Here is a 24,895-nt window from a genome sequence, read left to right as displayed (position 1 = left end):
GCCGGTCCCAGGGACCGGCACTGCGCCTCCAGGCGGTCGCGTCGACCGCCCCGCTACTCCTCGACGATCTCCGCCAGTTCGAACGGCTCGACGACGAGTTCCTCGCCGCCGGGGGCGACGTCCACACGGACGGTGTCACCGTCGCGCACGTCGCCGGACAGGATGGCCCGCGCCAACCGGTCGTCGATCTGTCGCTGCATGAGCCGGCGCAGCGGGCGCGCGCCGTACACCGGGTCGTAGCCGCGCTCCGCGAGCCAACTGCGTGCATCCGGCGTGACGGCCAGTTCGAGCCGACGATCGGTCAGGCGTCGGGCGAGCCGGTCCACGTAGAGCGACACGATCTGCCCGAGGTCCTCCTCCGTCAACGCCTGGAACACCACGATGTCGTCGAGTCGGTTGATGAATTCCGGCCGGAAGGCCTGCTGCACGAGTTCGCGCACGGCCTCCTCGCGCTGGACGGTGTCGAGGGACTGGTCCGTCAGGAACTGCGAGCCGAGGTTCGACGTCAGGATCAGGATCGTGTTCCGGAAGTCGACCGTCCGGCCCTGTCCGTCGGTGAGTCGCCCGTCGTCGAGGACCTGGAGCAGCACGTCGAACACCTCGGGGTGCGCCTTCTCGACCTCGTCGAGCAGCACCACCGAGTACGGACGACGGCGGACGGTCTCGGTGAGCTGGCCGCCGGCCTCGTACCCGACGTACCCGGGCGGTGCGCCGATCAGCCGCGCCACCGAGTGCTTCTCGCCGTACTCGCTCATGTCGATGCGGACGAGGGCCTTCTCGTCGTCGAACAGGAACGCTGCGAGCGCCTTCGCCAGCTCGGTCTTGCCGACGCCGGTGGGACCGAGGAACAGGAACGACCCCGTCGGACGGTCCGGGTCCGAGATGCCCGCGCGGGTGCGCCGGACCGCCTCGGACACGGTGCTGACGGCGCTGCGCTGCCCGATGATCCGTCGACCCAGTTCGTTCTCGAGGTGCAGGAGCTTCTCGGTCTCGCCCTGCAGCAACCGCCCCATCGGGATGCCGGTCCACTGCGCGATCACGGCCGCGATGTCCTCGTCGGTGACGCTGTCGTTCACCATCCGGTCGGCGCTCTCCGCCTGCTCGGCGGCGGCGAGCTCGGCCTCGATCCGGGGCTTCTCGCTGTACTCGATGCGGGAGACGAGCTCGTAGTCCGCCTCGCGTTGCGCGCGCTGCGACCGCATGTTGAGGTCGTCGAGCTGCTGCTTCAGCTCGCCGATGCGGTTGAGGTTCGCCCGCTCGGCCTGCCAGCGCTGCTCGAGCTGCCCGAGCAGTTCCTCGCGCCCGGCGAGCTCGGCACGCAGGGTGGCGAGCCGGGCCTTCGAGGCGTCGTCCTTCTCCTGCTTGAGCGCGAACTCCTCGACGCGGAGCCGGTCGACCGTGCGCTTGAGCTCGTCGATCTCGACCGGCGAGGAGTCGATCTCCATCCGGAGCCGCGATGCCGCCTCGTCGATGAGGTCGATGGCCTTGTCCGGCAGCTGGCGACCGGAGATGTACCGGTTCGACAGGCTCGCCGCGGCGACGAGTGCCGAGTCGTTGATCGTCACCTTGTGGTGCGCCTCGTACCGCTCCTTGAGCCCACGGAGGATCGCCACGGCGTCCTCGACACTTGGCTCTCCCACGTACACCTGCTGGAAGCGCCGTTCGAGCGCCGCGTCCTTCTCGATGTACTCGCGGTACTCGTCGAGGGTCGTCGCGCCGATGAGCCGCAGTTCGCCGCGGGCCAGCATCGGCTTGAGCATGTTCGACGCCGCGACCGAGCCCTCGCCGCCGCCAGCGCCCATCAGGGTGTGCAGCTCGTCGATGAAGGTGATGACCTGCCCGTCGGAGTCGTTGATCTCCTTGAGCACGGCCTTGAGCCGCTCCTCGAACTCGCCGCGGTACTTCGCGCCGGCGATGAGGGCGGAGATGTCGAGCGACACGAGGCGCTTGTCCTTGAGGGAGTCGGCCACGTCCCCTGCGACGATGCGCTGGGCGAGCCCCTCGACGACGGCGGTCTTGCCGACGCCGGGCTCACCGATGAGCACGGGGTTGTTCTTGGTGCGGCGTGTGAGCACCTGGGACACGCGGCGGATCTCGGCGTCGCGGCCGATCACCGGGTCGAGCTTGCCGCTCCGGGCGATCGCGGTGAGGTCGACGCCGTACTGCTCGAGGGCGGTCTTCTGCCGCTCCTGCGAGTCAGGAGCACCCTGGAGGTTCGCCATGCGTTCCGTCCTTTCGTTGCGGTGGTCTCGTACTTGAGTCTACTGCACTCAACTTACGAACGCGACGGTGCATTCCTGATCCCGGCCGCACTCACGACCGCGCCGGCGAGCAGCAGCAGCGCCATCACCACCATGGCCCGGTGGAACCCCGACACGCTCATGCCGCCGCCGAGCACGACCCCCGCGAGCGCCACCACGACGAGACCCGCGACCCGGGCGACCGCGTTGTTGACCGCCGACCCGACGCCCGCCTCCGACTCCGGCACCGAGCCGAGCACCGCACTCGTCAGCGGGGTCACCATGAGCGAGATGCCGATGCCGACCAGCACCAGCCCGGGCAGGACCGACCACCAGTAGGACGTGGGCTCATCGTCCGCGAGCACCATCACGAGCGCGCCGACGGCCGCGACCGCGGGACCGGCTGCCATGAACCACCGGGGCCCGTACCGTCCGGCGAACGAACCGACGCTCGTCGAGAGGAGCAGCAGGAGCAGCGTCGGCGGCAGCGAGGCGACGCCCGCGAGGGACGCCGGGAGCCGCCACACCTCCTGCAGGAACAGCGTCACCACGAAGCCGACCATGCCGAGCGCGCCGTAGATCGACAGTGTTGCCAGGTTGCCGACCGCGAAGTTGCGGGCACGGAACAGCGCGAGCGGTACGAGCGGCGCACCGTTCGACCTCGCGACCCGCTGCTCCCACGGCACGAACGCCGCGAGCGCCACCGCACCGGCGACGAGCGCGGCGACGACCACCGGTGCGCCCCACCCGAGTCGCTCCTGCTCGATCAGCCCGAGCACGACGCCGCCGACGCCGACCACGGCGAGGACCGCACCCGTGACGTCGACGCGCGAGCGCTGCTCGGGGTGCACCTCACCCGTGATGCGGAGCACGAGCGGGATCGTCACGGCGATCGGGACCGCCGTGAGCACGAAGATCCACCGCCAGCCGATGCCGTCGACCACGAGCCCGCCGACGACCGGCCCGACGATCACCGCGGCGCTCGACCAGGCCGTCCACGAGCCGATCGCCTTCGTCTGTGCCGCGCCCCGGTACGCGGCGATGATCAGTGCGAGCGAGCTCGGCATGACGAGCGCCCCACCCACGCCCTGCAGCGCCCGCGCGACGATGAGCACCTCACCGGTGGGGGCGATCGCGCACACGACCGAGGCCACGCCGAAGACGACCAACCCCCACGTGATGATCCGGACCCGGCCGAACACGTCGGACAGCGACCCGGCGACGAGGATGAGCGAGCCCAGGGTCACGAGGTAGGCGTCGACCACCCACTGCTGCACGACCAGCCCGCCGCCGAGCTCCTGGCGCACGGCCGGCAGCGCCACGTTCACGACGCTCGCGTCCAACCCGACCACGAACGAGGCCAGGATCGCGACGACGAGCACCACCCGACGGTCGTCGCGGAGCGGAGCCGTGGGGGCGGGTGCGGTCATGCCGCCATCATCCTCGTCGTCGCCGACGGACGGCCGGTCGCACCGACCGACGGTCGGTTGCGCCGACGAAACACCGCCTCCGCGACCATCGTCCGCATGTACCGACCGAGACTTGTCCCACGTCCTCGACTCACCGGCCTCGACGCAGCGCGCGGTCTCGCCGTCCTCGGCATGTTCGCCGCGCACGTCGGAGCGGCCGACACCCCCTTCGACTGGTCGGACCCGACGAGCTGGCCGGACCTGGTGAACGGCCGCTCCGCGATCCTGTTCGCCCTCTGCGCCGGCGTCTCCCTGGTCTTGCTCACCAGCGGCCCGGATCCGTCGGGACGGATCCGCGACCGACGGCACGTGCTCGCCCGGGCCGCGACGTTGCTGGCCATCGGGAGCCTCCTCACCCTGGTACCGGGCGGGGTGCTCGTGATCCTGCCGACGTACGCCGTGCTGTTCGTCGCCGCGCTGCCGTTCGCGCGGCTCCGCCTCCGCTGGGTCGTGCTCGCCGCCGTGCTGTCCCTCGGCGTCGGGCCGGTGCTCGCGCTCGTCGGCCAGGCGCTCGTCGAGATGACCGGCGGTGACAGCGTCGCGGGACTCCTGTTCACCGGGTACCCGGCGGTGTCGTGGTTCGGCATCGTGCTCGCGGGCGTCCTCGTGGCGAGACTCGGTCTCGACCGCGTCGCGATCCTGCGCCGGACGTTCCTCGTCGGCGTCGCGCTGGTCGTCATCGGCTGCGGGGGCGGTGCCCTGCTCGGAGCGGCCGCGGGGGTCGAGGGTCCCGTCGGGACGACCATCCCCGTCTCCTCCGGTGCGGGCACGGCCGGGCCGGTCCCGACGAGTCTCCCGGGCGGCGTTCCGGACGGGCTGCAGCTCCGGCCGGAGTTCCCCTCCTTCCCCGCGATCGAGTGGGCGCGGCTGCTCGACGTCACGCCGCACGCCGGATCGACGCCCGAGCTCGTCGGATCGCTGGGCGTCGCACTCGCACTGCTCGCCGCCTCCTGTCTCGTCGCACGCCGCCTCCCCGGGCTGCTCCTGCCCCTCCGGGCCGTCGGTCGGCTCGCGCTGACCCTCTACTGCGGGCACATCCTGGCGATCGGCGCGTGGTCCGTCGCGCACGACCCGGACCCGCTGCCGGCGCTGGGCGGGTGGTTCCCGTTCCTGGCCCTCACCGCGGTGGCCGTCACGGTCGCGGTGCTCCTGCACCGGTCCGGGCGCCGCGGCCCGCTCGAGGCACTGACACGGCGGACGGAGCGTTCGCTCGACGAACAGAGCCCGACCGCTTCCTGATCCACTGCGCACCGCCGGCAGCCCGACGGCGCACCCGACCCGCGGCGAGCGTCCGGCCCGGGAACGCAGCACCCGACCGGCAGCGCACCCCGGACACGTCGAAGCCCCCGCGACCGAGACGGTCGCGGGGGCTGCCGACAGGACGGGGCTGGGTGTCCTGGTCTGTGGTCCGGCTAGCGGACGTCGTGCTTCGTGTCGACGTTCGGCTGCACGGACGGGCCGGGGTTGACGACCGGCTGCGCGGGGTCGCCCGCGGTGTGCTGCACGGTGGCGTTCTGCGCGGCGTCACCACCGGTGGCCTTCTTGTCGTCGTTCCCCATCTCCTTCTTGAAGATGTTGATCGACTGGCCGAGGCCCTTGGCGAGCGCCGGGAGCTTGGTCGCACCGAACAGCAGGATGACGATCCCGAGGATGATCAGCAGGTGTACGCCGCCGAGGTTTCCGAGCATCATGACTCCTTGATCTGGAACTGGTCGCCGTCTCCGAGTCGCCGTCTCCGAGTCGTCGTCGACGCGTGCGGCGGAAGTCCGTCGTCCCCCCATCGTAACCCGCGCGCGCTGTCGAACCCAGGCCGGGTCGCGGACGGACACCGTTCACTCAGGTGCGACGCCCTGCCTCAGTACGCACCGCGTGAGCGGAGCACCGACGGCACCGTGCGGGCGAGGATCACGACGTCGTGCAGGAACGACCAGTTCTCGACGTAGTGCAGGTCGAGGCGGACCCCTTCGGCCCAGTCGAGGTCGGAGCGACCGCTGACCTGCCAGAGACCCGTGATGCCCGGCGTGACGAGGAGCCGACGGTCAGCGAAGTCCTCGTACACGGCGACCTCGCGCGGGAGCGCCGGACGCGGGCCGACGAGGCTCATCGTCCCCGTGAGGACGTTCCACAGCTGCGGCAGCTCGTCGAGGGACGTCCGGCGGAGGAAGGCCCCGACCTTCGTCACCCGGGGATCGTGCTTCATCTTGAACAGCGGCCCGGCACCCTCGTTGGCCTGCTGGAGCGCCGCCGTCCGCGCTTCGGCATCGACGCACATCGTGCGGAACTTGAGGATGGCGAACTCCTGCCCGCCCCGGCCGACCCGAATCTGCCGGAAGAACACCGGACCGCCGTCGTCGAGCCGGACGGCGACCGCGATGACCGCGAACACCGGTGCCAGCAGCACCAGGCCGATGCCGGCCCCGACGACGTCGAGCAGACGCTTGCCGAGGCGACGGCGGTACTCGGGGGTCTCGACGTGCATGAGCGGGAGTCCGTCGACGGGGCGCTCGTGCACCCTGCCCGAGGCGATGTCGGCGAGGGGTGAGGACACGACGAGCTCGACCCCGATCGCCTCGAGCTCCCACCCGAGCCGGCGGAGTCGCTCGTGCCCGCCGCGCACGGCACCGGCCACGACGACCGCGGACACCCCGGAGTGAGCCGCAAGGTCGAGCACGTCGTCGAGCCCGCCGAGCACGTCGGTCGTGACGTCGCCGAGGGAGACCAGAGCCCCGCGCTCGGCACAGTCGGTCACGACAGCGGCCACGCGGTAGCCGGCGGCGGGGGTCGCCGCGATGCGCCGCCCGACGTACCGGACGTCGTCGAGGTCGCCGACGAGCAGGACGTCCTGCAACCGTTCGCCGCGGGCTCGGTGTCGCGCGAGCACGCTCCGGACGCCCTTCCGACCGAGGGCGAGGAACGCGAGCCCGAGCGGGAAGGCCACGGCGACGTACCCGCGCGCGAGGTCGAGCTGCACGGCGTACGCCACGACGGCGACGATCGCGCCGGTGATCAGGCTCGCGGTGAGGAGCCGCCGGTACTCGTCGCTGCCGACGCCCGCGATGCGCGGGTCACGCGTCCGGAACGCCGTGAGCAGCGCCGTCCAGAGCAGGACGATCGCCGGGGCGACGAGGAACTCGATCCACCCGCGGTCGACGCGGCCCGGCCGGATGCCGAACGGAAACCGCAGCACGTGTGCCACCGCGAACGCCGCGACGAGCAGGACGAGGTCGAGGAGGGCGACCATCGGCACGTACGACCGGCGCGCACCAGCCGGTGCGACGACGCGCTTGCGACCCGAGGACTGCACGGTGCCGGAGGACGATCTGGTGGGGCGCATCGCGATGGACACCGTGGGACCTCCGAGCCGGTCGGGAACCGGGTCGACGGAGGACGCCCGGGTGCCGGCGGTCGAGACGACCGGCAACAGCACCGCGCCAGAATATCACATGGGAACTCGGGATTTCAGTCGAGGACCCGGTCCAGGCTCCAGAGCACGGGCTCCTCCACGATCCGTCGGACCTCGGCATCCGACAGCCCCCGCACCCGGAAGACCACCCGTTCTCCCGGCAGCAGGGTCATGAACCCGCGGTCGACCGTGCCGGTCGGTGCGATGCGGTCCGGTTGGACGAGCAGGTCGCGCACGAGCGAGTCCGCCTCGACCACCAGGTCGTGGCCGTCGCCGTCCGCGGCGGGCGCCACGGTCGTGCGGTACCGCGCGGGCTCCCACTGCACGTCGCGGTCCGGTCCCGCGGTCCACACCGCACGACGCCAGTCCATGTCCGCGACGACGAGCTCGCGGCTCGGGTTGTCCACCACGCCGACCGATTCGGGCAGCGGCAGGACGACCACACCGGACGTCGACGACCGCACCGGCAGCGTCACCTCGGCGAGGATCGCACCCGAGACCGCGATGCGACGCACCCGCACCGTGGTGTCGAGACCCGCACGGGAGGACCGCACCGCGACCTCGATCGGCGACGACCCGAAGGCACCGGGCGAGACCCCGAGGGACAGCGTGTCCGCGAGCCCGCCCAACTCGGCCGTGTCGGTGCCGCCGGCCGCGCGGTCAGGGTGATCCGCGCCTCCAGTCCGGGCCGACCTGTCGGCGGTGACCGTGGACACCGGACGGATGGTGAGGAGGACGTCGTCGTAGAGGCGACGCAGCTCGTGCGCGAGCGGCTTGAGCCGGCCGGCCGAGTCGATCGCCGACCACGAGGACACCGGCCACAGGTCGTTGAGCTGCCAGACGACGACCCCGGTGTTGCGCGGCCAGTGCGTGCGCCAGTGCTCCACGCCGGTCGCGATGGCGCGTGCCTGCTGCAGCTGCGTCAGGAAGTGCCAGCGGTCCAGGTCGGCCGGGTCGACCGAGCCGAAGCGCGGCGCGATGCCGCGCGCCAGCTTGCCCATGCCGTCCTCTGCCTTCTGGTGGTGCACGACGCCGGGCGAGTCGACACGGAAGGGCTCGTCGGAGACTGCCTCGCGCAGGGTCCGCCAGGCCGGCGGCGCCTGCCAGCCGAACTCGGAGACGAAGCGGGGCACGGAGTCGCGGTAGTGCTCGTCGGACAGGCGGTTCCAGACGTCCCACGAGTGGTGCGTCTCGTGGTCGACGTCGTTCGCGGGCAGGCTCTCCGAGCCGGACCACGGCGAGGCGACCGTGTAGAAGCGGGACGGGTCGACCGCGTCGACGATCGTCGGCAGCAGGTCGAGGTAGTAGTCGAGACCCCAGCCGCGCTCACCGAGCGTCGCAGCCCAGCCGTCGACGTCGTGCAGCCAGATGTTCTCGTTGTTGCCGTTCCACACCACGAGGGAGGGGTGCCGGGCCAACCGGGCGACGTTGTCGCGTGCCTCGGCCACGACCTCGCTCCGGATCGGCTCGGTCTCCGGGTAGGCGGCACAGGCGAAGAGGAAGTCCTGCCAGACGAGCAGGCCGAGTTCGTCGCACACGTCGTAGAAGTCGTGCGACTCGTAGACGCCACCGCCCCAGACCCGCACGAGGTTCGTGTGCAGGTCGGCCGCGACCCGCAGCCGGTCCTCGATCCGCGCCCGGTCGACCCGCGACACGATGACGTCGTCCGGGATCCAGTTCACGCCTCGGACGTCGATCACGGTGCCGTTGACGACGACGTCGAACGGCTTGCCCGCGGCGTCCGCGGTCGTGTCGATGCGGCAGGAGCGGAATCCGGCGCGCGACGTCTGCCGGTCGAGGACCTCGCCGTCGACCGTCTGCAGCTCGACCGTCACGTCGTAGAGCGGCTGCTCGCCGTACCCGCGCGGCCACCAGCGCCGCACGTCCGGCACGCGCACCGTGACGACCGTCTCGTCGTCCTTCGGCGTCAGCTGCGCACGGGAGCGCTGGCGCGTCGTCGTGCCCTCCGCCGTCAACCCGCTCACCGTCACCACGAGCACGAGGTCGTCGTCCTCGCCGTCCTGGTCGAGGTCGTTCATGCCCGAGCGCTCGACCGCGATGTGCGCGTCGAGCACGCCGTCACCGGCGTCCACGTCGACGAGCGGCTTCACCTGCGCCAGGCGGGCCGTCGACCAGCGCTCGATCGCGACCGGACGCCACGGGCCGGCCGTCACCGCGGTCAGCCCCCAGTCCCAACCGAAGTTCGACGCCGTCTTGCGCACGTACGGGAAGGGTTCGTCGTACGGCCCGGGCATCGCACCCGCTCGGCTGGCGACACGTCCGGCTTCGCGGTAGACCGACTCGAAGAGGATCTCGAGGTCGCGTTCCCCAGAGCCGCCGGGCACCTCGCTGAGGTCGAACCGGTAGCGCCGGTGCATGTTCCGGGTGGTGCCGATCACGACACCGTCGAGGCTCAGCTCGGTGACGGTGTCGAGTCCGTCGCACACGAGGTCCACGCGCTCGTGCCCGCGGGCGTCGACGTCGACGCAGCGCCGGTAGGCCCAGTCGGCGCGACCCACCCACTTCGCGGCGTCCTCGTTGCGGTCGAGCGTCGGGTCGGCGATGACCCCCTCGCGCTGCAGGTCGGTGTGCACCTGCCCCGGGACGGTCGCGCGGAGCGCGCGTCCGGCGATGCCACCGGGAGCTCCGGCGGGGAGCGCCTCCCCGGCGATCGTCACGGTCCAGTCGTCGCGGAGTTCCTCGCGCTCGAGGGTCATGCGGGTCCTTCTCTGGGCGGACAGGTCGGTGCGGACTGGAGGCGCGGTGCCGGTGACCGGACAACGTCGCGTCCGCGCGCGGACGCTCAGGCGAACGCGCGTGGGGGTGCTCGGCGATGCTAGTACGGCAGCCTTGCCACGACCCACACTGCGAAGCGCAATCTGCGGAACCCGGCAGGAACACGCACCCCCATGGCATCGTGGGGACCGTGATCACCGTCGAACTCGCCCGCGCCCTCCGCGACGCCGGACTCCGCTGGCACCCGGCCACCGGCGACCGCTTCGTCATCGACAAGCCGGGGGTCGACGACGACGTCTACACGGTGTCCGAGATGACCGTGGAGCGGCACGACTACCCGAGCGGCACGGTCCTCGGCTTCAACGGCACGACCGAGTGGGCGCTGGACTCCGTGGCGGCGTCCGAGTCGCTGTGGCTGCCGCGCGAGGACCAGCTGCGCGGGCTGCTCGGCCCGGCGTTCGTCTCGCTGACGGCGGGCTTCACCGTGACCGCGACGATCGACGGAGCACCGAGGACGTTCAGCTCGGACGACGCGGCCGTGGCCTACGCGGACGCCCTGCTCGCGTACGTTCGGGCGGCGCTCGACTGAGTGTTGCCGGAATGCCTCCTGGGGAGGTTTTGGTTGCATGGGGTCATGACCGTTCCGAACATCACCCTGAACGACGGCAAGACCATCCCGCAGCTCGGCTTCGGTGTCTTCCAGATCGACCCTTCGGACACGAAGGAGGCGACCCTCACCGCCCTCGAGGTCGGCTACCGCCACATCGACACGGCCGAGATGTACGGCAACGAGAAGGAGGTCGGCGAGGCCATCGAGGCCTCCGGCATCCCGCGTGAGGAGATCTTCGTCACCTCGAAGCTCAACAACGGGTTCCACGACCCCGACGCCGCTCGCGAGAACGGCAAGAAGTCGGCCGACCTGCTTGGCGGCTACACCGACCTGTTCCTCATCCACTGGCCGCTGCCCACCGTCTCGGACTTCGTGCCGACGTGGAAGGCGATGGAGGAGCTGTACCGCGACGGCACCGCTCGCTCGATCGGCGTCTCGAACTTCCAGGTCCACCACCTCAACCGCCTCGCCGCCGAGACCACCATCACGCCGGCCGTGAACCAGATCGAGGTGCACCCGTACCTCGTGCAGGAGGAGCTCCGCGCGTACGACCGCGAGCACGGCATCGCGACCGAGGCCTGGTCGCCGATCGCCCAGGGCCTCGTGCTCGACGACGAGACCATCACCCGGATCGCCGGCGCCACGGGCAAGTCCCCGGCGCAGGTCGTCCTCCGCTGGCACATCCAGCGCGGCGACATCGTGTTCCCGAAGTCGGTCACCCGCTCGCGCGTCGAGGAGAACTTCGCGATCTTCGACTTCGAGCTCTCCGACGAGGACATGACGGCGATCACGTCGCTCGACAAGGGGCACCGCACCGGCCCGGACCCCGACACGTTCGACTACGTCCCGGCCTGACCGATGGCATGGCGAAGGGCCCGACACCTGGCGGTGTTGGGCCCTTCGTGTCTCGGGGTTACTGGGTGATGGTGATGGTGCGGACGGTGGCGTCGCTGACGAGGCCACCCTTGGTGGTCTGCTTCACGTAGAGGACGTAGACCTGGGGGGTGAGCGTGCGAGTGACGGGGATCGTGAACGCACCTGTCGTGTTGTTCGCCGTCGCCGTCCCGAGCGTGCTGGTGGTACCCCCGACCTTGACCTGCGAGCCAGGCGTAGCGGTGCCGGTGAAGGTCAGCTGCCCGTTGGGGACGTTCTGTCCCTCGGTCGGCGTGAGGATGTCCAGCGGTGCGACGGTGCCGTAGTCGAGCGTCACGGTCTTCGGTGCGGACGTGACACCGTCGACGGTCTGGGTGACGGTGAAGGTGCGCACCCCGGCGACAGTTGCGGGGATGTCGGCCGTGTAGGCGCTGCCCGTGACCGGGATCGTCGCGACCGTGGTGGCGCCCTCCGTGATCACGACGGTGCCGCCCGTCTGCGCGGTTCCCGAGATCGCGGCCAGCTTGGTGACGTCCTGGTCGAACGCTCCCGTCGCGGTCAGCGCGGTGACGGTCTTGTCCTTGATGGTGACGGTGACCTCGGCCTGCTTGGTCAGGCCGCCCTTGCTGGTCTGGACCGCGAAGAGTCGATAGACGTTCGGCGTCAGGTTCTGGGCGATGTCGACCGTCCATGCGCCGTTGTCGATCATGGTGGCGCCGAGGGGGTTGACCATACCGCGGAGCGTGAGCTTCGCGCCCGTTGCGCCGGTGCCGGTGAAGTGCAGCGATCCGTTCTCGATCGTGGCGTTCTGCACCGGCGAGGTGATCGTCGGCGCCGCGGGGGTGCCGTAGTCCAGGGTGCGGGTGACCGGTGCGGACTCGATGCCCGAGACGACCTGGGTCACGGTGAAGGTGTTCACACCGAAGTGCGCCTTCGCGGCCGGGATCGGGATCGTGTAGTTCCCGCCCGTGGCCTGCTTGCGGCCGATCTCGTCACCGTTGCTGTCACGGACGATGACGGTCGCGTCGAGCTGCGCGGAGCCGACGACCTGCGCCGGCAGGTTCACGTCCGCGGGGTCGAACTGCGCGGTCGCCGTCAGCGGGGTCGTCACCGTGTCCGCGACGGTGATCGTGATCGGCTGCTGGGTACGCAGACCACCCTTCGTGGTCTGCACCGCCCACAACTGGTAGACGTTGCTCGTCAACGGGAACGCGACCGGAGCGGACCAGGTGGAGCCGGACACGGTGCCGGTGGCGATCGTGTTCACCATCCCCTTCACAGCGATCTTCGCGCCGTCCTGCCCGGTGCCGGTGAAGGTCAGCCCGTCCTTCGCGACCGTCGCCCCGTTCGCCGGTGACGTGATCACGATCGGGGCCGGCTGCCCGTAGTCCAGCGAGACCGACTTCGAGTCGATGTCCTTCCCGTCGATGCGCTGCGTGACCGTGAAGTCGTTCACGCCGACCTTCGCCGAGGCCGGCGGGATCGTCATCGAGTACACGTTGCCGCTCTTCGCCGTGGTCGACGCGATCACGTTCCCGAGCGCGTCCTTCAGCACGACCGTCGAGCCAGCGGTGGCCTTGCCCGACACGATCGCCGGCTTGGTCGCGTCGCTCTGGTCGAACGCGGCCGTCGCGGTGAGATCGATCACGGAACTGGCCGCCGCGATCGTGAAGGACACGTCCTTCGTGGTCGTCAGCCCACCCTTGGTGGTCTGGGTGGCCTTGAGGGCGTAGAAGTTCGGGTTCAGATCCATCGCAGCGGGGAAGGACCACTGCCCGTTGGCGACGACGCCGGAACCAACCGTCCGGGTGGTCCCGCGGACGGTGATCTTCGCGCCGGTCTGCCCGGTGCCGGTGAACGTCGGCCGCGGACCCTCGACGGTGGAGCCGTTCACCGGTGCGGTGACGTCGAGCCCCGTGTTCTGCCCGTAGTCGAGCGTGTCGGACGCCGTCGTGGTGGCACCATCGACGACCTGGGTCGCGGTGAACGAGTTCACCCCGGTCTGGGCCTTGCTCGGGTCGACGGCCACCGTCGCCTTGCCGGAATCATCCAAGGTGACCGTCCCGAGCTGCTGGTTCGTGGTCGTGTTCACCACGCTCACCTGCGCGCCCGGCTCGCCAGAGAGCTGTACCTTCGCCGGCGCGTACTCGTCCTCGGTGTCGAACGCAGCATCGACCGAAACCGGCTCGACGACGTCACCGGCCCCGGGGTTGACGGTCACCTCGGCGATCGTGCGGTTGTTGCCCTTGGAGGTCTGGATCACCTCGAAGGTGTGCTCTCGGTCATCGACCTGCGGAACGGTCAGCGTGTAGCGATTCGTGTTGACGCCGACGGTTCCGTTGTCGAGGAACTGTGCGGTGCCCTTCTCTCGCACGGTCACGTTCGCACCGCCCTGGCCCGTGCCACGGACGACGAGTTCGCCGGCGGCGTGCTCCGCGCCGTCCGCCGGTGCCGTGATCGCGACACCGTCGCCGTAGTCGACATCGAGGTCGACTCCGTCGTCGACGACGTCGTTCCCGACCTTCTGGGACACCGAGATCGAGTACTTCCCGGCCTTGTCCGGTGCGTCGAGCGGGATGCTGTACTCACCGCTGTTGTTCACCATCCCGCTGCCGATCCGCGTGCCGGCCTCGTCGTACACCTCGACATCGGCGCCGGGTTCGGCTTCGCCATGCACGGTCACGCGGTCGTCGACCGTGGCTCCGAACGATGCCTCCGCGGTGAGCTGGTGCACGGACAGTGTCACGGCCAGGTCGGTCTCGTTGGTCTTCTCGCCGGTCTCCCACTGCTCGATGTGCAGGGTGTTCTCGCCGAGCGTGAGGGCGCTGACGTCGGCTTCCCAACTTCCGTCCTCGCCGACGATGATGTCTGCACCATCTGCAACGACGATCGACGCGCCAGGCTTACCGCGACCCTCGATCACTGCCGAGCGGTCTGCGATGTTGACGGACTTCACCTGAGCCGAGAAGATCAGGTCCTTCAGCGCATCGAAGTGCCACGCGTTCTCCGCGGACTTCCTCGCTCCGAAGTAGGTGGCACCTTCCCGGAGCGTCCCCGAGATGTAATAACCATCTGCGTCGATCAGGTGGTACTCGTCGTCGACGGTGAACTCGCCCGTTGTCTGCGTGCAAACGTTCGCCCGAGCTGCCAGGTAGGGCCTGTACGGCGCGGGCCCGAATGCACTGACCGTCAAGCAGCGACGACTGACGACGTCAAGCAGGTCGAAGCGGCCATCGGGCTTCGGGAGGATCTGGAACCGGCGAGCCTTCGCAGTTGCTTCTGCCAACGAGTTCGCGCTGCCGAAGTACCCGTCCAGCAGGCTGTAGGCGAAGTGGCCGTCGTCGTCGTAGGCGGAGAGCGGGATCTCCGCCGAGGGAAGCGAGGGGGCTCGTGCTTCGCTGACCGTCTGTGAAGCGGACGCCGCTGAACCGACAGAGATGCCGGAGACGATGGTCGCGGCAGCGAGCCCGGCCGCGGCCGATGCTCGGATGAATGACTTCATGGGGGTGCAAGGTCTTTCGGATACGGGTCGCTGATTGCGACGAGGGACTGATATCCAGAATTCTGCATGAGCAGTCTGATTTCCTCATGAGTGCGATGTGTACTCTCGCTGGAATTGCGTCGCTCCGACGCAACTTCGCCTCGCCGCGCCTTGACACCCGTGAGCTGAAGCGTAAACTTGAGTGCAGCGGACGCAACTCCGCGTAGGCTTTAGCAAGACAGCACCCCAACCGAAGGAGCACCAACACATGGGACGTGCAGTAGGCATCGACCTCGGCACCACGAACTCGGTCGTCAGCGTTCTCGAGGGCGGTGAGCCCACCGTCATCGCGAACGCAGAGGGCCTCCGCACCACGCCGTCGATCGTCGCGTTCACGAAGGACGGCGAGGTCCTCGTCGGCGAGACCGCGAAGCGCCAGGCGGTCACGAACGTCGACCGCACCATCGCCTCCGTCAAGCGCCACATCGGCACCGACTGGAAGGTCGAGATCGACGGCAAGCAGTACACGCCGCAGGAGATCTCGGCCCGTACCCTCGGCAAGCTCAAGCGCGACGCCGAGCAGTACCTCGGCGAGGACGTCACCGACGCGGTGATCACCGTCCCGGCGTACTTCAACGACGCCGAGCGCCAGGCGACGAAGGACGCCGGTGAGATCGCCGGCCTCAACGTCCTCCGCATCATCAACGAGCCGACCGCCGCCGCGCTGGCCTACGGCCTCGACAAGGGCAAGGAAGACGAGCTCATCCTGGTCTTCGACCTCGGTGGCGGCACGTTCGACGTCTCCCTGCTCGAGGTGGGCAAGGACGACGACTTCTCCACGATCCAGGTCCGCGCGACCTCCGGCGACAACCGCCTCGGCGGCGATGACTGGGACCAGCGCATCGTCGACCACCTCGTCAAGAAGTTCAAGGACGAGCACGGCGTCGACCTGTCGACCGACAAGATCGCGAAGCAGCGCCTCAAGGAAGCTGCTGAGCAGGCCAAGAAGGAGCTCTCGTCGCAGATGTCGGCGAGCATCCAGCTCCCCTACCTGACGCTGACCGCCGACGGCCCGCTCAACCTCGACGAGACCATCTCGCGCGCACAGTTCGAGCAGATGACCTCCGACCTGCTCGACCGCACGAAGAAGCCCTTCAACGACGTCATCAAGGAGGCCGGTGTCAGCGTCAACGACATCGCCCACGTTGTGCTCGTCGGCGGCTCGACCCGCATGCCCGCCGTGGCCGAGGTCGTCAAGTCGCTGACCGGGGGCAAGTCGCCGAACCAGGGCGTCAACCCGGACGAGGTCGTCGCCGTCGGCGCCGCGCTCCAGGCCGGCGTGCTGAAGGGCGAGCGCAAGGACGTCCTGCTCATCGACGTCACCCCGCTGCCGCTCGGCATCGAGACCAAGGGCGGCCTGATGACGAAGCTCATCGACCGCAACACCGCGATCCCGACCAAGCGCAGTGAGACCTTCACGACCGCCGACGACAACCAGCCGTCGGTCGCGATCCAGGTCTTCCAGGGCGAGCGTGAGTTCACCCGCGACAACAAGCCGCTCGGCACCTTCGAGCTGACCGGCATCGCCCCGGCTCCCCGTGGCGTTCCGCAGGTCGAGGTCACCTTCGACATCGACGCCAACGGCATCGTGCACGTGTCCGCCAAGGACAAGGGCACCGGCAAGGAGCAGTCGATGGTCATCTCCGGCGGCTCCTCGCTGCCGAAGGAGGACATCGAGCGCATGGTCCGCGAAGCCGAGGAGCACGCGGCCGAGGACAAGGCCCGTCGCGAAGCCAACGAGCGTCGCAACCAGGCCGAGCAGCTCGTCTACTCGATCGAGAAGCTCATCAAGGAGAACGACGACAAGCTGCCCGCGGACGTCAAGTCCGAGGTGCAGGGTGACGTCGACTCCCTCAAGTCGGCGCTCGCGGGCGAGGACGAGGACGCCGTGAAGGCGGCCTTCGACAAGCTCAACGAGTCGCAGGGCAAGCTCGGCCAGGCGATCTACTCGCAGCAGGACGCGGGCGCCGCGGCCGGTGGCGAGCAGCCTGCCGGTGAGCAGCCGGCGGACGACGAGGACATCGTCGACGCCGAGGTCGTGGACGACGAGGACGACAAGGACAAGAAGTAACGATGACGGACCCCAAGGACAACGTGCCGAACGAGGACGAACCCCAGGTCGAGGGTGACGCCACGAACGCAGCCGAGCCCGAGGACCTCATCGAAGCGGAGGGACCGGACGTCGAAGTCCCGACGGACGGCCCCGCCGCGGCCGACGCAGCGAACGACCTCTCACCGGAGGACGAAGCGCTCCTCGCCGACGCCGCTCGCGGCATCCAGGAGGACAAGCTGTCCACCGCGGACCGCGACCTCGTCGCCGAGATGCGTGCCGACATGCTCCGCGCGCAGGCCGAGCTGGTGAACTTCCGGAAGCGCGTCGAGCGCGACCGTGAGGCGAATCGCGACGCCGTCATCGCCGAGGTCGTCCGGGCACTGCTCCCGGCGCTCGACGACCTCACCCGTGCCGAGGCCCACGGCGACCTCGCCGAGGGTCCCATGCAGGTCATCGGGCAGAAGATCCGCGGCGGCTTCGAGAAGTTCAAGCTCGTGCAGATCGGCGAGAAGGGCGAGCCCTTCGACCCGAACGTGCACGAGGCGATCGTGCAGCTGCCCACCCCGGGTGCCACCGGCCAGACCGTGGCGGACGTCGTCGAGCCGGGCTACAAGCTCGGTGACCGCGTGCTCCGTGCGGCCAAGGTCGCCGTGGCGGTCCCGGCCTGATCGCGGGGAGGAGGTAGGGATTCATGGCCAGTCAGGACTGGTTCGACAAGGACTTCTACAAGGTCCTCGGCGTCGACAAGACGGCGAGCGACGCTGAGCTGAAGAAGACCTACCGGAAGCTCGCGCGGCAGTTCCACCCGGACTCCAACCCGGGCGACGCTGCCGCCGAGGCCCGCTTCAAGGAGATCAGCGAGGCGTACTCGGTGCTTTCCGACAAGGAACAGCGCCAGGAGTACGACCAGGTCCGCGCCATGGGCTCGGGCGCCCGCTTCACCGCGGGTGGCCCGGGTGCCCAGGGCGGCTTCGAGGACGTCTTCGGGGGCATGTTCAATCAGGGCGGTGGCGGACAGCGCGTCCGCTTCGGCCAGGGTGGTGGCGGCGGGTTCGAGGACATCCTCGGCGGCATGTTCGGCGGGGGCGCTGGTGGCGGCTTCGGCCAGCCCTCCGGTGGCTTCCGCGGCTTCGGCGGTCCGACCAAGGGTCGCGACGTCACGGCATCGACGACCCTCGACTTCACCACGGCCATCACCGGCGACACCGTGAAGCTGTCGCAGGGCAACGGTCGTCCGGTCAACGTCCGGATCCCGGCGGGCGTCGCAGACGGGCAGAAGATCCGGCTGCGCGGTCGCGGCGAGCCCTCGCCCGACGGCGGCGACGCGGGCGACCTGGTCGTCACGGTCACCGTTCGGAAACACCCCGTGTTCGAACGCGACGGGCAGAACCTCCGTGTGGACGTCCCCGTGACGTTCGTCGAGGCTGCGCTCGGTGCGACGATCCAGGTGCCGACCCTCGGCGGCGAGCCCGTCAAGCTGAAGGTCGCGCCGGGAACGCCGTCCGGTCGCGTCCTCCGCGTCAAGGGCCGTGGCGTCACCACCAAGACGGGGACGGGCGACCTGCTCGCGACCGTGCAGGTCGCGGTGCCGTCACACCTCACCGACAAGCAGCGCGAGGCCGTCGAGGCCCTGCGCGACGCACTTCCGGACGAGGACCCGCGCGAGGACCTCCTCGCAAAGGCGCGCAGCTAGCTGCGCGTGCTGCAGCAACAACACCGGCCTGGAGGAACGGTGCGGCTCCGTCAGGAAGCCGCACCGTTCCTCCAGACTGGTTCCAGGACCACGCGGACGACGGAAGGAGCGCTCGATGACCGACATGGACGAGAACTCGCCCGTCTTCGCGATCGCGATGGCGGCTGAGCTCGCCGAGATGCACCCGCAGACACTGCGGCAGTACGACCGGCTCGGCCTGGTCGTGCCTGGGCGCACCCGCGGCGGTTCGCGCCGCTACTCCATGCGCGACGTCGCGCAGCTGCGTGAGATCGCGCGCCTCGGCAGCGAGGGTGTGTCGCTCGAGGGCGTCCGGCGTGTGCTGGAACTCGAGAACGAGAACCGCGCGCTGCGCTCCCGGGTGAGCGAGCTCGAGACCGCGCTGGCCGATCAGCTCATCAACCGTCCGGGCGCGCGCGTGTTCGCCGCCACGACGACCGGTGCGGCCATCTCGCTCAAGGCGGGGTCGCGGCCGCAGCGGAACACGCAGATCGTGCTCTACCGCGGCCCCCGCTGAGCCGCGAGCGACGAAGCCCCCACGACTCACGGAGTCGTGGGGGCTTCGTCGTGTCCGCTGCTGGTCAGCGATCGAGGGTGAGTGTGTAGTCCTGCCGGAACGTCTCACCGTCGGGGGTCGTGACAACGAGCTGCATGTCGTTGCGACCTTCCTGGAGGTCGCCGAACACGTAGATCTTGAAGCAGTCTTCGGCGTTCGTGAGACCGGTGCCGAGGAGCTCCGGACCGCGCACCAGGGCAACGGTCGAACCTGCCGGCGCTGTGCCGGCGATCGATCGGGGCGTGCTCGGCACCGTCGACCCGCTCATCGGGGAGGTCGCCACGATCTCGCTCTCGGCGGGTGCGTCGCCAGGACCGGGCTCAGCGCCCGGCTCGTACGTCATGGAGACGAGGTCGAAGGTCGACGCACCGTTGAGGTGCTGCACGAGGACCAGCTGCGTGAATCCGACCTTGAGGTCGCGGGTGAAGCGCAGCCGGAACTCGTAGTCCTGGCCGACCGTCGTGGTGCCGTAGACGTTGCCCTGGTCGTCCCGGAACTCCACCGTGGCGCCGGCCGTGGCGATGCCGTGGACCTCCGGACGTGCCTCGTGCACGGTGTTCGGCGAGAGGATGCCGCCCCAGAGGAGCTTCTGATCGACGGTCACGTCGGTGTCGGTGGTGAGGCCGCCCTTGCTGGTCTGGACGGCACGGACACGGTGTTCCGCGGGAAGGAGCATGCGGTTCGTCTCGAGGGTCCAGCGGCCCTCCCCGTTCACCGTGGCGACCTCGGAGAGCGCTCCGTCGTCGTCGCCGAGCTGCACGCGGGCGCCGGCGGCGCCGGTACCGGTGAACGTGATCGTCCGGTCCTTCGACTCTGCGCCGTCCGCCGGGGAGGTGATCGCCGGGGCCGCAGCCGCACCGTAGTCGAGCGTCGTGGACGCCGTCGTTGTCGCACCGCCCGCGACGGCCTGCTCCACGGTGAACGTGTTCACACCCGGGGTCGCGTGCTCCGGCGCCACGGGCACACTGTAGACGCCGTCATGCACCTCAGCGCGCCCGACCTCGTCCCCGGCGCCGTTGCGGACGACGACCTCGGCGCCGTCGGTGCCGGTGCCGCGGACGGTCGCCGGCGCAAGCGGGTCGCCCTGGTCGAACGCGGCGGTCGCCGTCACCGGGACGACGGCAGAGCCGGTGACGCGGACGGCGAGGGTGCCCTCGGCGAGGACGGCGCCGTTCTTGGTGATGGTGATGGAGCCGTCGTCGAGGGTGGTGCCGGCGGTGGCGGTGGCGTCGACGGCGAGCCGGACGAGGATGCGGCGCCAGGACGAGTTGAAGGCGTTGTCGTCGTCGTTGACGGCGGTGCGGCCGTCGTCGGAGATCGTGAACGGGACCGTCGCGCCAGTGCCGGCGACCTTCACCTCGGCGATGCGGGTACCGGTCGGGGCGGTGACGGTGGCCTTGCCGCGGACGTTCTGGCCGAGGATGAAGGTGGACCAGCCGGACGTGGTGCCGGCGTCGGTGTCGGGCACGCTCGTCGTGATCGCGGACGGCGCGCCGACGTGGACGGCGAGGGTGCCCTCGGCGAGGGTTGCGCCGTTCTTCGCGATGGCGATCGACCCGTCGTCGAGGGTGGTGCCGGCGGTGGCGGTGGCGTCGACGGCGAGCCGGACGAGGATGCGGCGCCAGGACGAGTTGAAGGCGTTGTCGTCGTCGTTGACGGCGGTGCGGCCGTCGTCGGAGATCGTGAACGGGACCGGCGCGCCAGTGCCGGCGACCTTCACCTCGGCGATGCGGGTAACGGTCGGGGCGGTGACGGTGGCCCTGCCGCGGGTGTTGACGCCGAGGGTGAAGGTGGACCAGCCGGAGGTCGTGCCAGCGATCGTGTCCGGCACGGTCGTCGTGATCGTGGAGGCCGTCGAGGTCGATGCGGTGGGAGCGGAGGCATGCGGCGCTGCCGCCGACGGGCTGGCGAAGGCGCTTCCCCCGGTGAGTCCGAGGCCGGCGATGAACGTCGCGGCGGCCACGCCGGATGCGGTCAGGACACGAGTGGGTCGTTTCATACGGGGTTCCTTCGATGTGTGCGGAGTGGAGCGCTCGATTCCCCTGCGCTCACATCTGAAATACTCGCCAGGAACGCCTGAGACGCTTCCGAACGCGATGCCTACGACGGTCCGAGTACGAGCGGCTAGCCTGAGCGGATGCCCGCCATCGACTTCGCCGATCTCTTCCGGCGCCGCGTCGCCGACGCGCCGGACTTGATCGCGATCGACGGCACCGACCGCTTCATCCTCGACGAGGCGCCGCACGTCCACGGGGACGCGCTCCGGCAGCCAGGTGACGTCGCGGTGGTCGACGACCGGTACGGCGTCCTCACCCTCGGCGCGATCACGGTGCACGGGGCGTCGGACGTGCGAGTCGTGCAGGATTCCCTCGTCGGCGTGCGTGCGCTCGAGGCCAACGCCGGGACCTTCGGGCGACGTGGCTTCCACCACCCGGACTCGTTCGAGGGCGCTTTCCGCGACGTCCGCCTCGTGCTGCTGCGGCTCTCGAAGTCGAACGACCGACTCGACGAGGTCGCACGTGCCATCGCACGATGGGCCGCTCCGGACGTGGTGCTGCTCTGCGGCGGGGTGTCGAAGCACATGAACCTGTCGCAGAACGACGTGCTCCGGCGGTACTTCGGCGAGGTCACGGCGTCGCGCGGGCGCGGCAAGTCACGTCTGCTCATCGCCCAGGATCCACATCGGGCGGCAGCCGTACGGGCAGACACCATGAACCCGTGGCCGCGATCCGTGCACGTCGACGAGCTCGGGATGACCCTCGTCGCGCACGGCGGGGTGTTCGCTGGCACCTCGCTCGACCAGGGCACGCGGGTGCTGCTCGAGGCGATGGACCTCGCCGTCCCGACGGCTCGGACGGCGGTGGACCTCGGCTGCGGCAACGGGGTCATCGCAACTGCGATCGCGAGACGTCGACCAAGGATCAAGGTCGTCGCGACGGATGTGTCGGCCATGGCCGTTGCATCGACACGGGCGACTGCCGTGGCGAACGGAGTGGCGGACCGCGTCCAGGTCGTCCGCACCGACGCCGGCGATGAACTCGCCGAGGGCTCTGCGCAACTCGTGCTGTGCAACCCGCCGTTCCACGCGGACACCACGGTGACCACGGACACCGCCGAGGCGATGTTCCGGAACGCCGCCACGATCCTCCAGTCCGGAGGAGAACTGTGGTGCGTCTGGAACTCGCACCTGCGGTACCGGCCCACGTTGGAACGCGTGGTCGGCACGACCCGCGAGGTCGTGCGGACCCCGAAGTTCACGGTGACCGCTTCCCGCGCAGTCTGACCGCGCGAACGCTCTTGCTCAGAGCGCGAACACCCGATACCGGACCGACCCGTGCAGACGACCACAGAACGCCCCCGTCCTCGCCGCTGCGGTGATCCTCCGCTGCGGCGCACCACCGACCAGGGCGAGCGCCTTGGCCAGAGCTGCCGCCTCGCGCACGGTGTCGTCGATGCCCCAGCGCGCGCCCACGGCACGGTGCCGCCGGAGCAGCGCCGCGTCGTCCGAGGAGTAGCGGACCGCCTGCAGGAACGTGTCTCGGGGGGACGCGCGGAGACGATACTGGACCACCGCCTCCGGCACGAAGACGAGTTCCACACCCCGCTCCCGCGCACGCCAACACAGATCGATGTCCTCTCCGCACCGGAGGGATTCGTCGAATCCACCGGTTGCCTCGAGCAGCGCCCGACTCATCCCGAGGTTGCAGCTCGGCGTGTACGGGAGGTGGTGGAACTTCACGGGGAGCGCGTCGGTCGAAGCAGTGACACGGCGTCCGAGCGCGGGCGGGTTCAGCAGGTCGTACGCGAGCCGGCCCCCCGCGATCCCGTGCTCCGTGACGGCGCGCACCATGGCAGCGGCCCAGTCCGGCTCGACGCGATCGTCTGCATCGCAGAACAGGACGACGTTCCCGGTTGCGCTCCGCCAGCCGACGTTGCGCGCGTAGCTCGGACCACGACGGTGCGTCGCGTCCACGACCCGTGTCGTCCAGCCGAGGGGCCATTCCACGCGGGCGCACGCCCCCCGCACCGGTTCGACGGCGTGGTTCGCAGCGAGGACGAGCTCGGCGGGTCCGAGGGCGCGGGAGCCGGCCAGTGCGGTCAGCTGCTCGACGAGCGCCGGAACTGGCCGACCGACCGGGATGACGACCGAGACGCGTGGAGTGCCGCTCATCGCACGGCCGCTGTCGTCTCGGCCACCCGTACATCCGTCTGACGCTCACGCAGCAGCGCGACGACGAGGCGGAACTCGCGGCGTGTGACGGGAACGACGGCCGTGACGGCGCCCCACACGACGACTGACACGACCGCGCCGAGCACCACCGTGACCACGGCGGGTGCGTCACCGAGCATCGCCGTGACGACCGACGCGGCCGACCCGACCGCGACCATGAGCACCGACGGGACGGCGAGCGGCAGGAGGAGGTCACGGATGCCGAGCCCCACTCCCCGCCCGGCGGCCAGGAACCCGGGGACGACCAACGCGACAGCTGACAGCGCCCCAGCCAGCGCGACACCCTGGGCCCCCCACGACGCTCCGATCGCGCAGGCGACGACGACCACCGGCCGGCTGATGAGCGTCCAGGCGAGATGCTTGGCTGCCTGGCCGGACGCCGTGAAGATCCAAGTCGAGACGTACCCGGCGGCCTGGGCCAGACCTGCGACCGCGAGGATCCGGAAGATCATCGCCGCGGGTACCCACTCGGCACCGACCACGACCTCGAGGAGGTCGGGTGCGAGGACAGCGAGCGAGGCGAACACCGGCCACAGGACAGCGCAGAGCAACATGACCAGCTTCCGGTAGAGACGCCGGAACCGACCGACGTCGTCGACGACTCGAGCGAGTACGGGGACCGCCACCCGCTGGAGTGCGCCGCCGAACTGGTCGAGCGGCAGGACGAGCAGCTGTGACGCCTGCGTGTAGAGCCCGGCGACCATCGGCCCGCCGGCGATCCCCGCGAGCACACGGTCGACGTTGCGCGAGCAGAACGTGACCACCTGGACGAAGGACGTGCTCGCCGAGAACCCGAGGGCACCCCGCACCGCGCGGAGGGACTCCGGTCGTCCCGGACGCCACGGGCACACCGCCACGATCCCCACACCGGTGGCTGCGGCAGCGACGACCGCCTGGACGACGAGGGCTCGTGCGCCCCCGCCGTTGAGCGCGGTCGCCGACCCCGCCAGGACACCGAGCGCCATCCCGGATGCCTCGATCAGCACCAACGCGCGGAAGCGAAGGTTGCGTGCGAGGAGTGCGCCGGGGACGGCGGACACGCCAGCGATCACGAACACGAGCCCGAGCACGGCGAGCGGGATCGTCGCGCTCGGGAAGCCCGTGGAGCGGGTGACGACCGCGGCCAGGAGAACGGCGACCGTCGACAGCAGCGCGCCGACGACGATCGAGACCCGGTGGAGTCCGGCGACCGCTCCGTCGGAGAGCGTCCGGTCACGGGTGATGACCGTCGCGACGCCGCCCATCCGGAGCAGCTCGGCGAGACCGACCACCACGACGGTGACGACCGCGAACCCGTACTCGGCCGGCCCCAGCAGACGAGCGATGACCACCGCCCCGCCGAACTGGACGACGAAGCGGACACCGGATCCGACGGCCGCTGTCACCCCGCTCCGTGCGGCAGCAGACCCGAGCGCGACCTCACCCGCCCAGTCGGCGGACCCGGTTCGTTGCACGTCCATCCCCGATCGGAT

At 70.1% G+C, this 24,895-nt stretch carries 17 protein-coding genes; 8 read left to right on the top strand and 9 right to left on the bottom strand.

Features of this window, described 5'->3' with window-relative positions:
• Positions 1-53: 53 nt before the first annotated feature.
• Together ACY3FI_RS02380 and ACY3FI_RS02375 are read right to left on the bottom strand one after the other, a co-directional pair.
• Complete coding sequence (locus ACY3FI_RS02380) at positions 54-2,222, bottom strand: ATP-dependent Clp protease ATP-binding subunit (RefSeq protein WP_462549131.1); 2,169 nt, start codon at positions 2,220-2,222, stop codon at positions 54-56.
• A gap of 53 nt (positions 2,223-2,275) precedes the next feature.
• The gene (locus ACY3FI_RS02375) at positions 2,276-3,670 is read right to left on the bottom strand and encodes an MFS transporter (protein ID WP_462549130.1); all 1,395 of its coding nucleotides are present in this window, start codon (positions 3,668-3,670) and stop codon (positions 2,276-2,278) included.
• 96 nt (positions 3,671-3,766) lie between these two features.
• Between ACY3FI_RS02375 and ACY3FI_RS02370 the strand changes: the two genes are divergently transcribed.
• On the top strand, positions 3,767-4,948 hold the full coding sequence (locus tag ACY3FI_RS02370) for a heparan-alpha-glucosaminide N-acetyltransferase domain-containing protein (RefSeq protein WP_462549129.1): 1,182 nt from the start codon (positions 3,767-3,769) through the stop codon (positions 4,946-4,948).
• Between the two features lie 173 nt (positions 4,949-5,121).
• Here ACY3FI_RS02370 and tatA read toward each other — a convergent pair whose 3' ends face one another.
• The 3 genes from tatA to ACY3FI_RS02355 all read right to left on the bottom strand — a co-directional run bounded on the left by tatA (position 5,122) and on the right by ACY3FI_RS02355 (position 9,829).
• Positions 5,122-5,400 (bottom strand): twin-arginine translocase TatA/TatE family subunit, encoded by a 279-nt coding sequence (gene tatA, locus ACY3FI_RS02365; RefSeq protein ID WP_462549128.1) that lies wholly within the window; start codon positions 5,398-5,400, stop codon positions 5,122-5,124.
• Between the two features lie 164 nt (positions 5,401-5,564).
• Positions 5,565-7,136 carry a sugar transferase gene (locus tag ACY3FI_RS02360; RefSeq protein WP_462549127.1) on the bottom strand — a complete coding sequence of 524 codons (1,572 nt, stop codon included), beginning with the start codon at positions 7,134-7,136 and terminating at the stop codon, positions 5,565-5,567.
• A gap of 32 nt (positions 7,137-7,168) precedes the next feature.
• Positions 7,169-9,829, bottom strand: a complete 2,661-nt coding sequence (locus ACY3FI_RS02355; RefSeq protein WP_462549126.1) for a glycoside hydrolase family 2 protein — start codon at positions 9,827-9,829, stop codon at positions 7,169-7,171.
• Between the two features lie 209 nt (positions 9,830-10,038).
• Between ACY3FI_RS02355 and ACY3FI_RS02350 the strand changes: the two genes are divergently transcribed.
• Entirely contained in the window at positions 10,039-10,437 is a 399-nt protein-coding gene (locus tag ACY3FI_RS02350; RefSeq protein WP_462549125.1) for a pilus assembly protein CpaE, read from the top strand.
• A 45-nt stretch (positions 10,438-10,482) separates the two neighbouring features.
• Entirely contained in the window at positions 10,483-11,313 is an 831-nt protein-coding gene (locus ACY3FI_RS02345) for an aldo/keto reductase (protein WP_462549124.1), read from the top strand.
• A gap of 58 nt (positions 11,314-11,371) precedes the next feature.
• On the opposite strand, the gene ACY3FI_RS02340 is transcribed toward ACY3FI_RS02345, so the two are convergent.
• Positions 11,372-14,833, bottom strand: coding sequence for an Ig-like domain-containing protein (locus ACY3FI_RS02340; protein ID WP_462549123.1), 3,462 nt, complete (start codon positions 14,831-14,833; stop codon positions 11,372-11,374).
• Positions 14,834-15,080: 247 nt separating this feature from the next.
• On the opposite strand from ACY3FI_RS02340, the gene dnaK reads away from it, so the two are divergent.
• The 4 genes from dnaK to ACY3FI_RS02320 all read left to right on the top strand — a co-directional run bounded on the left by dnaK (position 15,081) and on the right by ACY3FI_RS02320 (position 19,153).
• Positions 15,081-16,943, top strand: a complete 1,863-nt coding sequence (gene dnaK / locus ACY3FI_RS02335; RefSeq protein ID WP_462549122.1) for a molecular chaperone DnaK — start codon at positions 15,081-15,083, stop codon at positions 16,941-16,943.
• Between the two features lie 2 nt (positions 16,944-16,945).
• Positions 16,946-17,593, top strand: a complete 648-nt coding sequence (locus tag ACY3FI_RS02330) for a nucleotide exchange factor GrpE (RefSeq protein ID WP_462549121.1) — start codon at positions 16,946-16,948, stop codon at positions 17,591-17,593.
• Between the two features lie 23 nt (positions 17,594-17,616).
• The gene (locus tag ACY3FI_RS02325; RefSeq protein ID WP_462549120.1) at positions 17,617-18,618 is read left to right on the top strand and encodes a DnaJ C-terminal domain-containing protein; all 1,002 of its coding nucleotides are present in this window, start codon (positions 17,617-17,619) and stop codon (positions 18,616-18,618) included.
• A gap of 124 nt (positions 18,619-18,742) precedes the next feature.
• On the top strand, positions 18,743-19,153 hold the full coding sequence (locus tag ACY3FI_RS02320; protein ID WP_462550392.1) for a heat shock protein transcriptional repressor HspR: 411 nt from the start codon (positions 18,743-18,745) through the stop codon (positions 19,151-19,153).
• Positions 19,154-19,217: 64 nt separating this feature from the next.
• Here the strand turns inward: ACY3FI_RS02320 and ACY3FI_RS02315 are convergent, their stop codons facing one another.
• The gene (locus tag ACY3FI_RS02315; RefSeq protein WP_462549119.1) at positions 19,218-21,191 is read right to left on the bottom strand and encodes an autotransporter outer membrane beta-barrel domain-containing protein; all 1,974 of its coding nucleotides are present in this window, start codon (positions 21,189-21,191) and stop codon (positions 19,218-19,220) included.
• Positions 21,192-21,329: 138 nt separating this feature from the next.
• Between ACY3FI_RS02315 and ACY3FI_RS02310 the strand changes: the two genes are divergently transcribed.
• On the top strand, positions 21,330-22,475 hold the full coding sequence (locus ACY3FI_RS02310; RefSeq protein WP_462549118.1) for a class I SAM-dependent methyltransferase: 1,146 nt from the start codon (positions 21,330-21,332) through the stop codon (positions 22,473-22,475).
• Between the two features lie 18 nt (positions 22,476-22,493).
• On the opposite strand, the gene ACY3FI_RS02305 is transcribed toward ACY3FI_RS02310, so the two are convergent.
• Both ACY3FI_RS02305 and ACY3FI_RS02300 read right to left on the bottom strand, forming a co-directional pair.
• Positions 22,494-23,363 (bottom strand): glycosyltransferase family 2 protein, encoded by an 870-nt coding sequence (locus tag ACY3FI_RS02305; RefSeq protein WP_462549117.1) that lies wholly within the window; start codon positions 23,361-23,363, stop codon positions 22,494-22,496.
• Entirely contained in the window at positions 23,360-24,883 is a 1,524-nt protein-coding gene (locus tag ACY3FI_RS02300) for an oligosaccharide flippase family protein (protein WP_462549116.1), read from the bottom strand. The genes ACY3FI_RS02305 and ACY3FI_RS02300 overlap by 4 nt, the downstream gene beginning before the upstream one ends.
• Positions 24,884-24,895 lie beyond the last annotated feature (12 nt).

This window comes from Curtobacterium sp. RM9 (assembly GCF_054956955.1).
This window is presented reverse-complemented; position numbering and strand designations above follow the sequence as displayed.

Bases quoted from the DNA above. Each gene is read 5' to 3' on its own strand.
- ACY3FI_RS02380 (WP_462549131.1), bottom strand. From the start codon at position 2,222: ATGGCGAACCTCCAGGGTGCTCCTGACTCGCAGGAGCGGCAGAAGACC.
- ACY3FI_RS02375 (WP_462549130.1), bottom strand. From the start codon at position 3,670: ATGACCGCACCCGCCCCCACGGCTCCGCTCCGCGACGACCGTCGGGTG.
- ACY3FI_RS02370 (WP_462549129.1), top strand. From the start codon at position 3,767: ATGTACCGACCGAGACTTGTCCCACGTCCTCGACTCACCGGCCTCGAC.
- tatA (WP_462549128.1), bottom strand. From the start codon at position 5,400: ATGATGCTCGGAAACCTCGGCGGCGTACACCTGCTGATCATCCTCGGG.
- ACY3FI_RS02355 (WP_462549126.1), bottom strand. From the start codon at position 9,829: ATGACCCTCGAGCGCGAGGAACTCCGCGACGACTGGACCGTGACGATC.
- ACY3FI_RS02345 (WP_462549124.1), top strand. From the start codon at position 10,483: ATGACCGTTCCGAACATCACCCTGAACGACGGCAAGACCATCCCGCAG.
- ACY3FI_RS02340 (WP_462549123.1), bottom strand. From the start codon at position 14,833: ATGAAGTCATTCATCCGAGCATCGGCCGCGGCCGGGCTCGCTGCCGCG.
- dnaK (WP_462549122.1), top strand. From the start codon at position 15,081: ATGGGACGTGCAGTAGGCATCGACCTCGGCACCACGAACTCGGTCGTC.
- ACY3FI_RS02330 (WP_462549121.1), top strand. From the start codon at position 16,946: ATGACGGACCCCAAGGACAACGTGCCGAACGAGGACGAACCCCAGGTC.
- ACY3FI_RS02325 (WP_462549120.1), top strand. From the start codon at position 17,617: ATGGCCAGTCAGGACTGGTTCGACAAGGACTTCTACAAGGTCCTCGGC.
- ACY3FI_RS02320 (WP_462550392.1), top strand. From the start codon at position 18,743: ATGGACGAGAACTCGCCCGTCTTCGCGATCGCGATGGCGGCTGAGCTC.
- ACY3FI_RS02315 (WP_462549119.1), bottom strand. From the start codon at position 21,191: ATGAAACGACCCACTCGTGTCCTGACCGCATCCGGCGTGGCCGCCGCG.
- ACY3FI_RS02310 (WP_462549118.1), top strand. From the start codon at position 21,330: ATGCCCGCCATCGACTTCGCCGATCTCTTCCGGCGCCGCGTCGCCGAC.
- ACY3FI_RS02305 (WP_462549117.1), bottom strand. From the start codon at position 23,363: ATGAGCGGCACTCCACGCGTCTCGGTCGTCATCCCGGTCGGTCGGCCA.
- ACY3FI_RS02300 (WP_462549116.1), bottom strand. From the start codon at position 24,883: ATGGACGTGCAACGAACCGGGTCCGCCGACTGGGCGGGTGAGGTCGCG.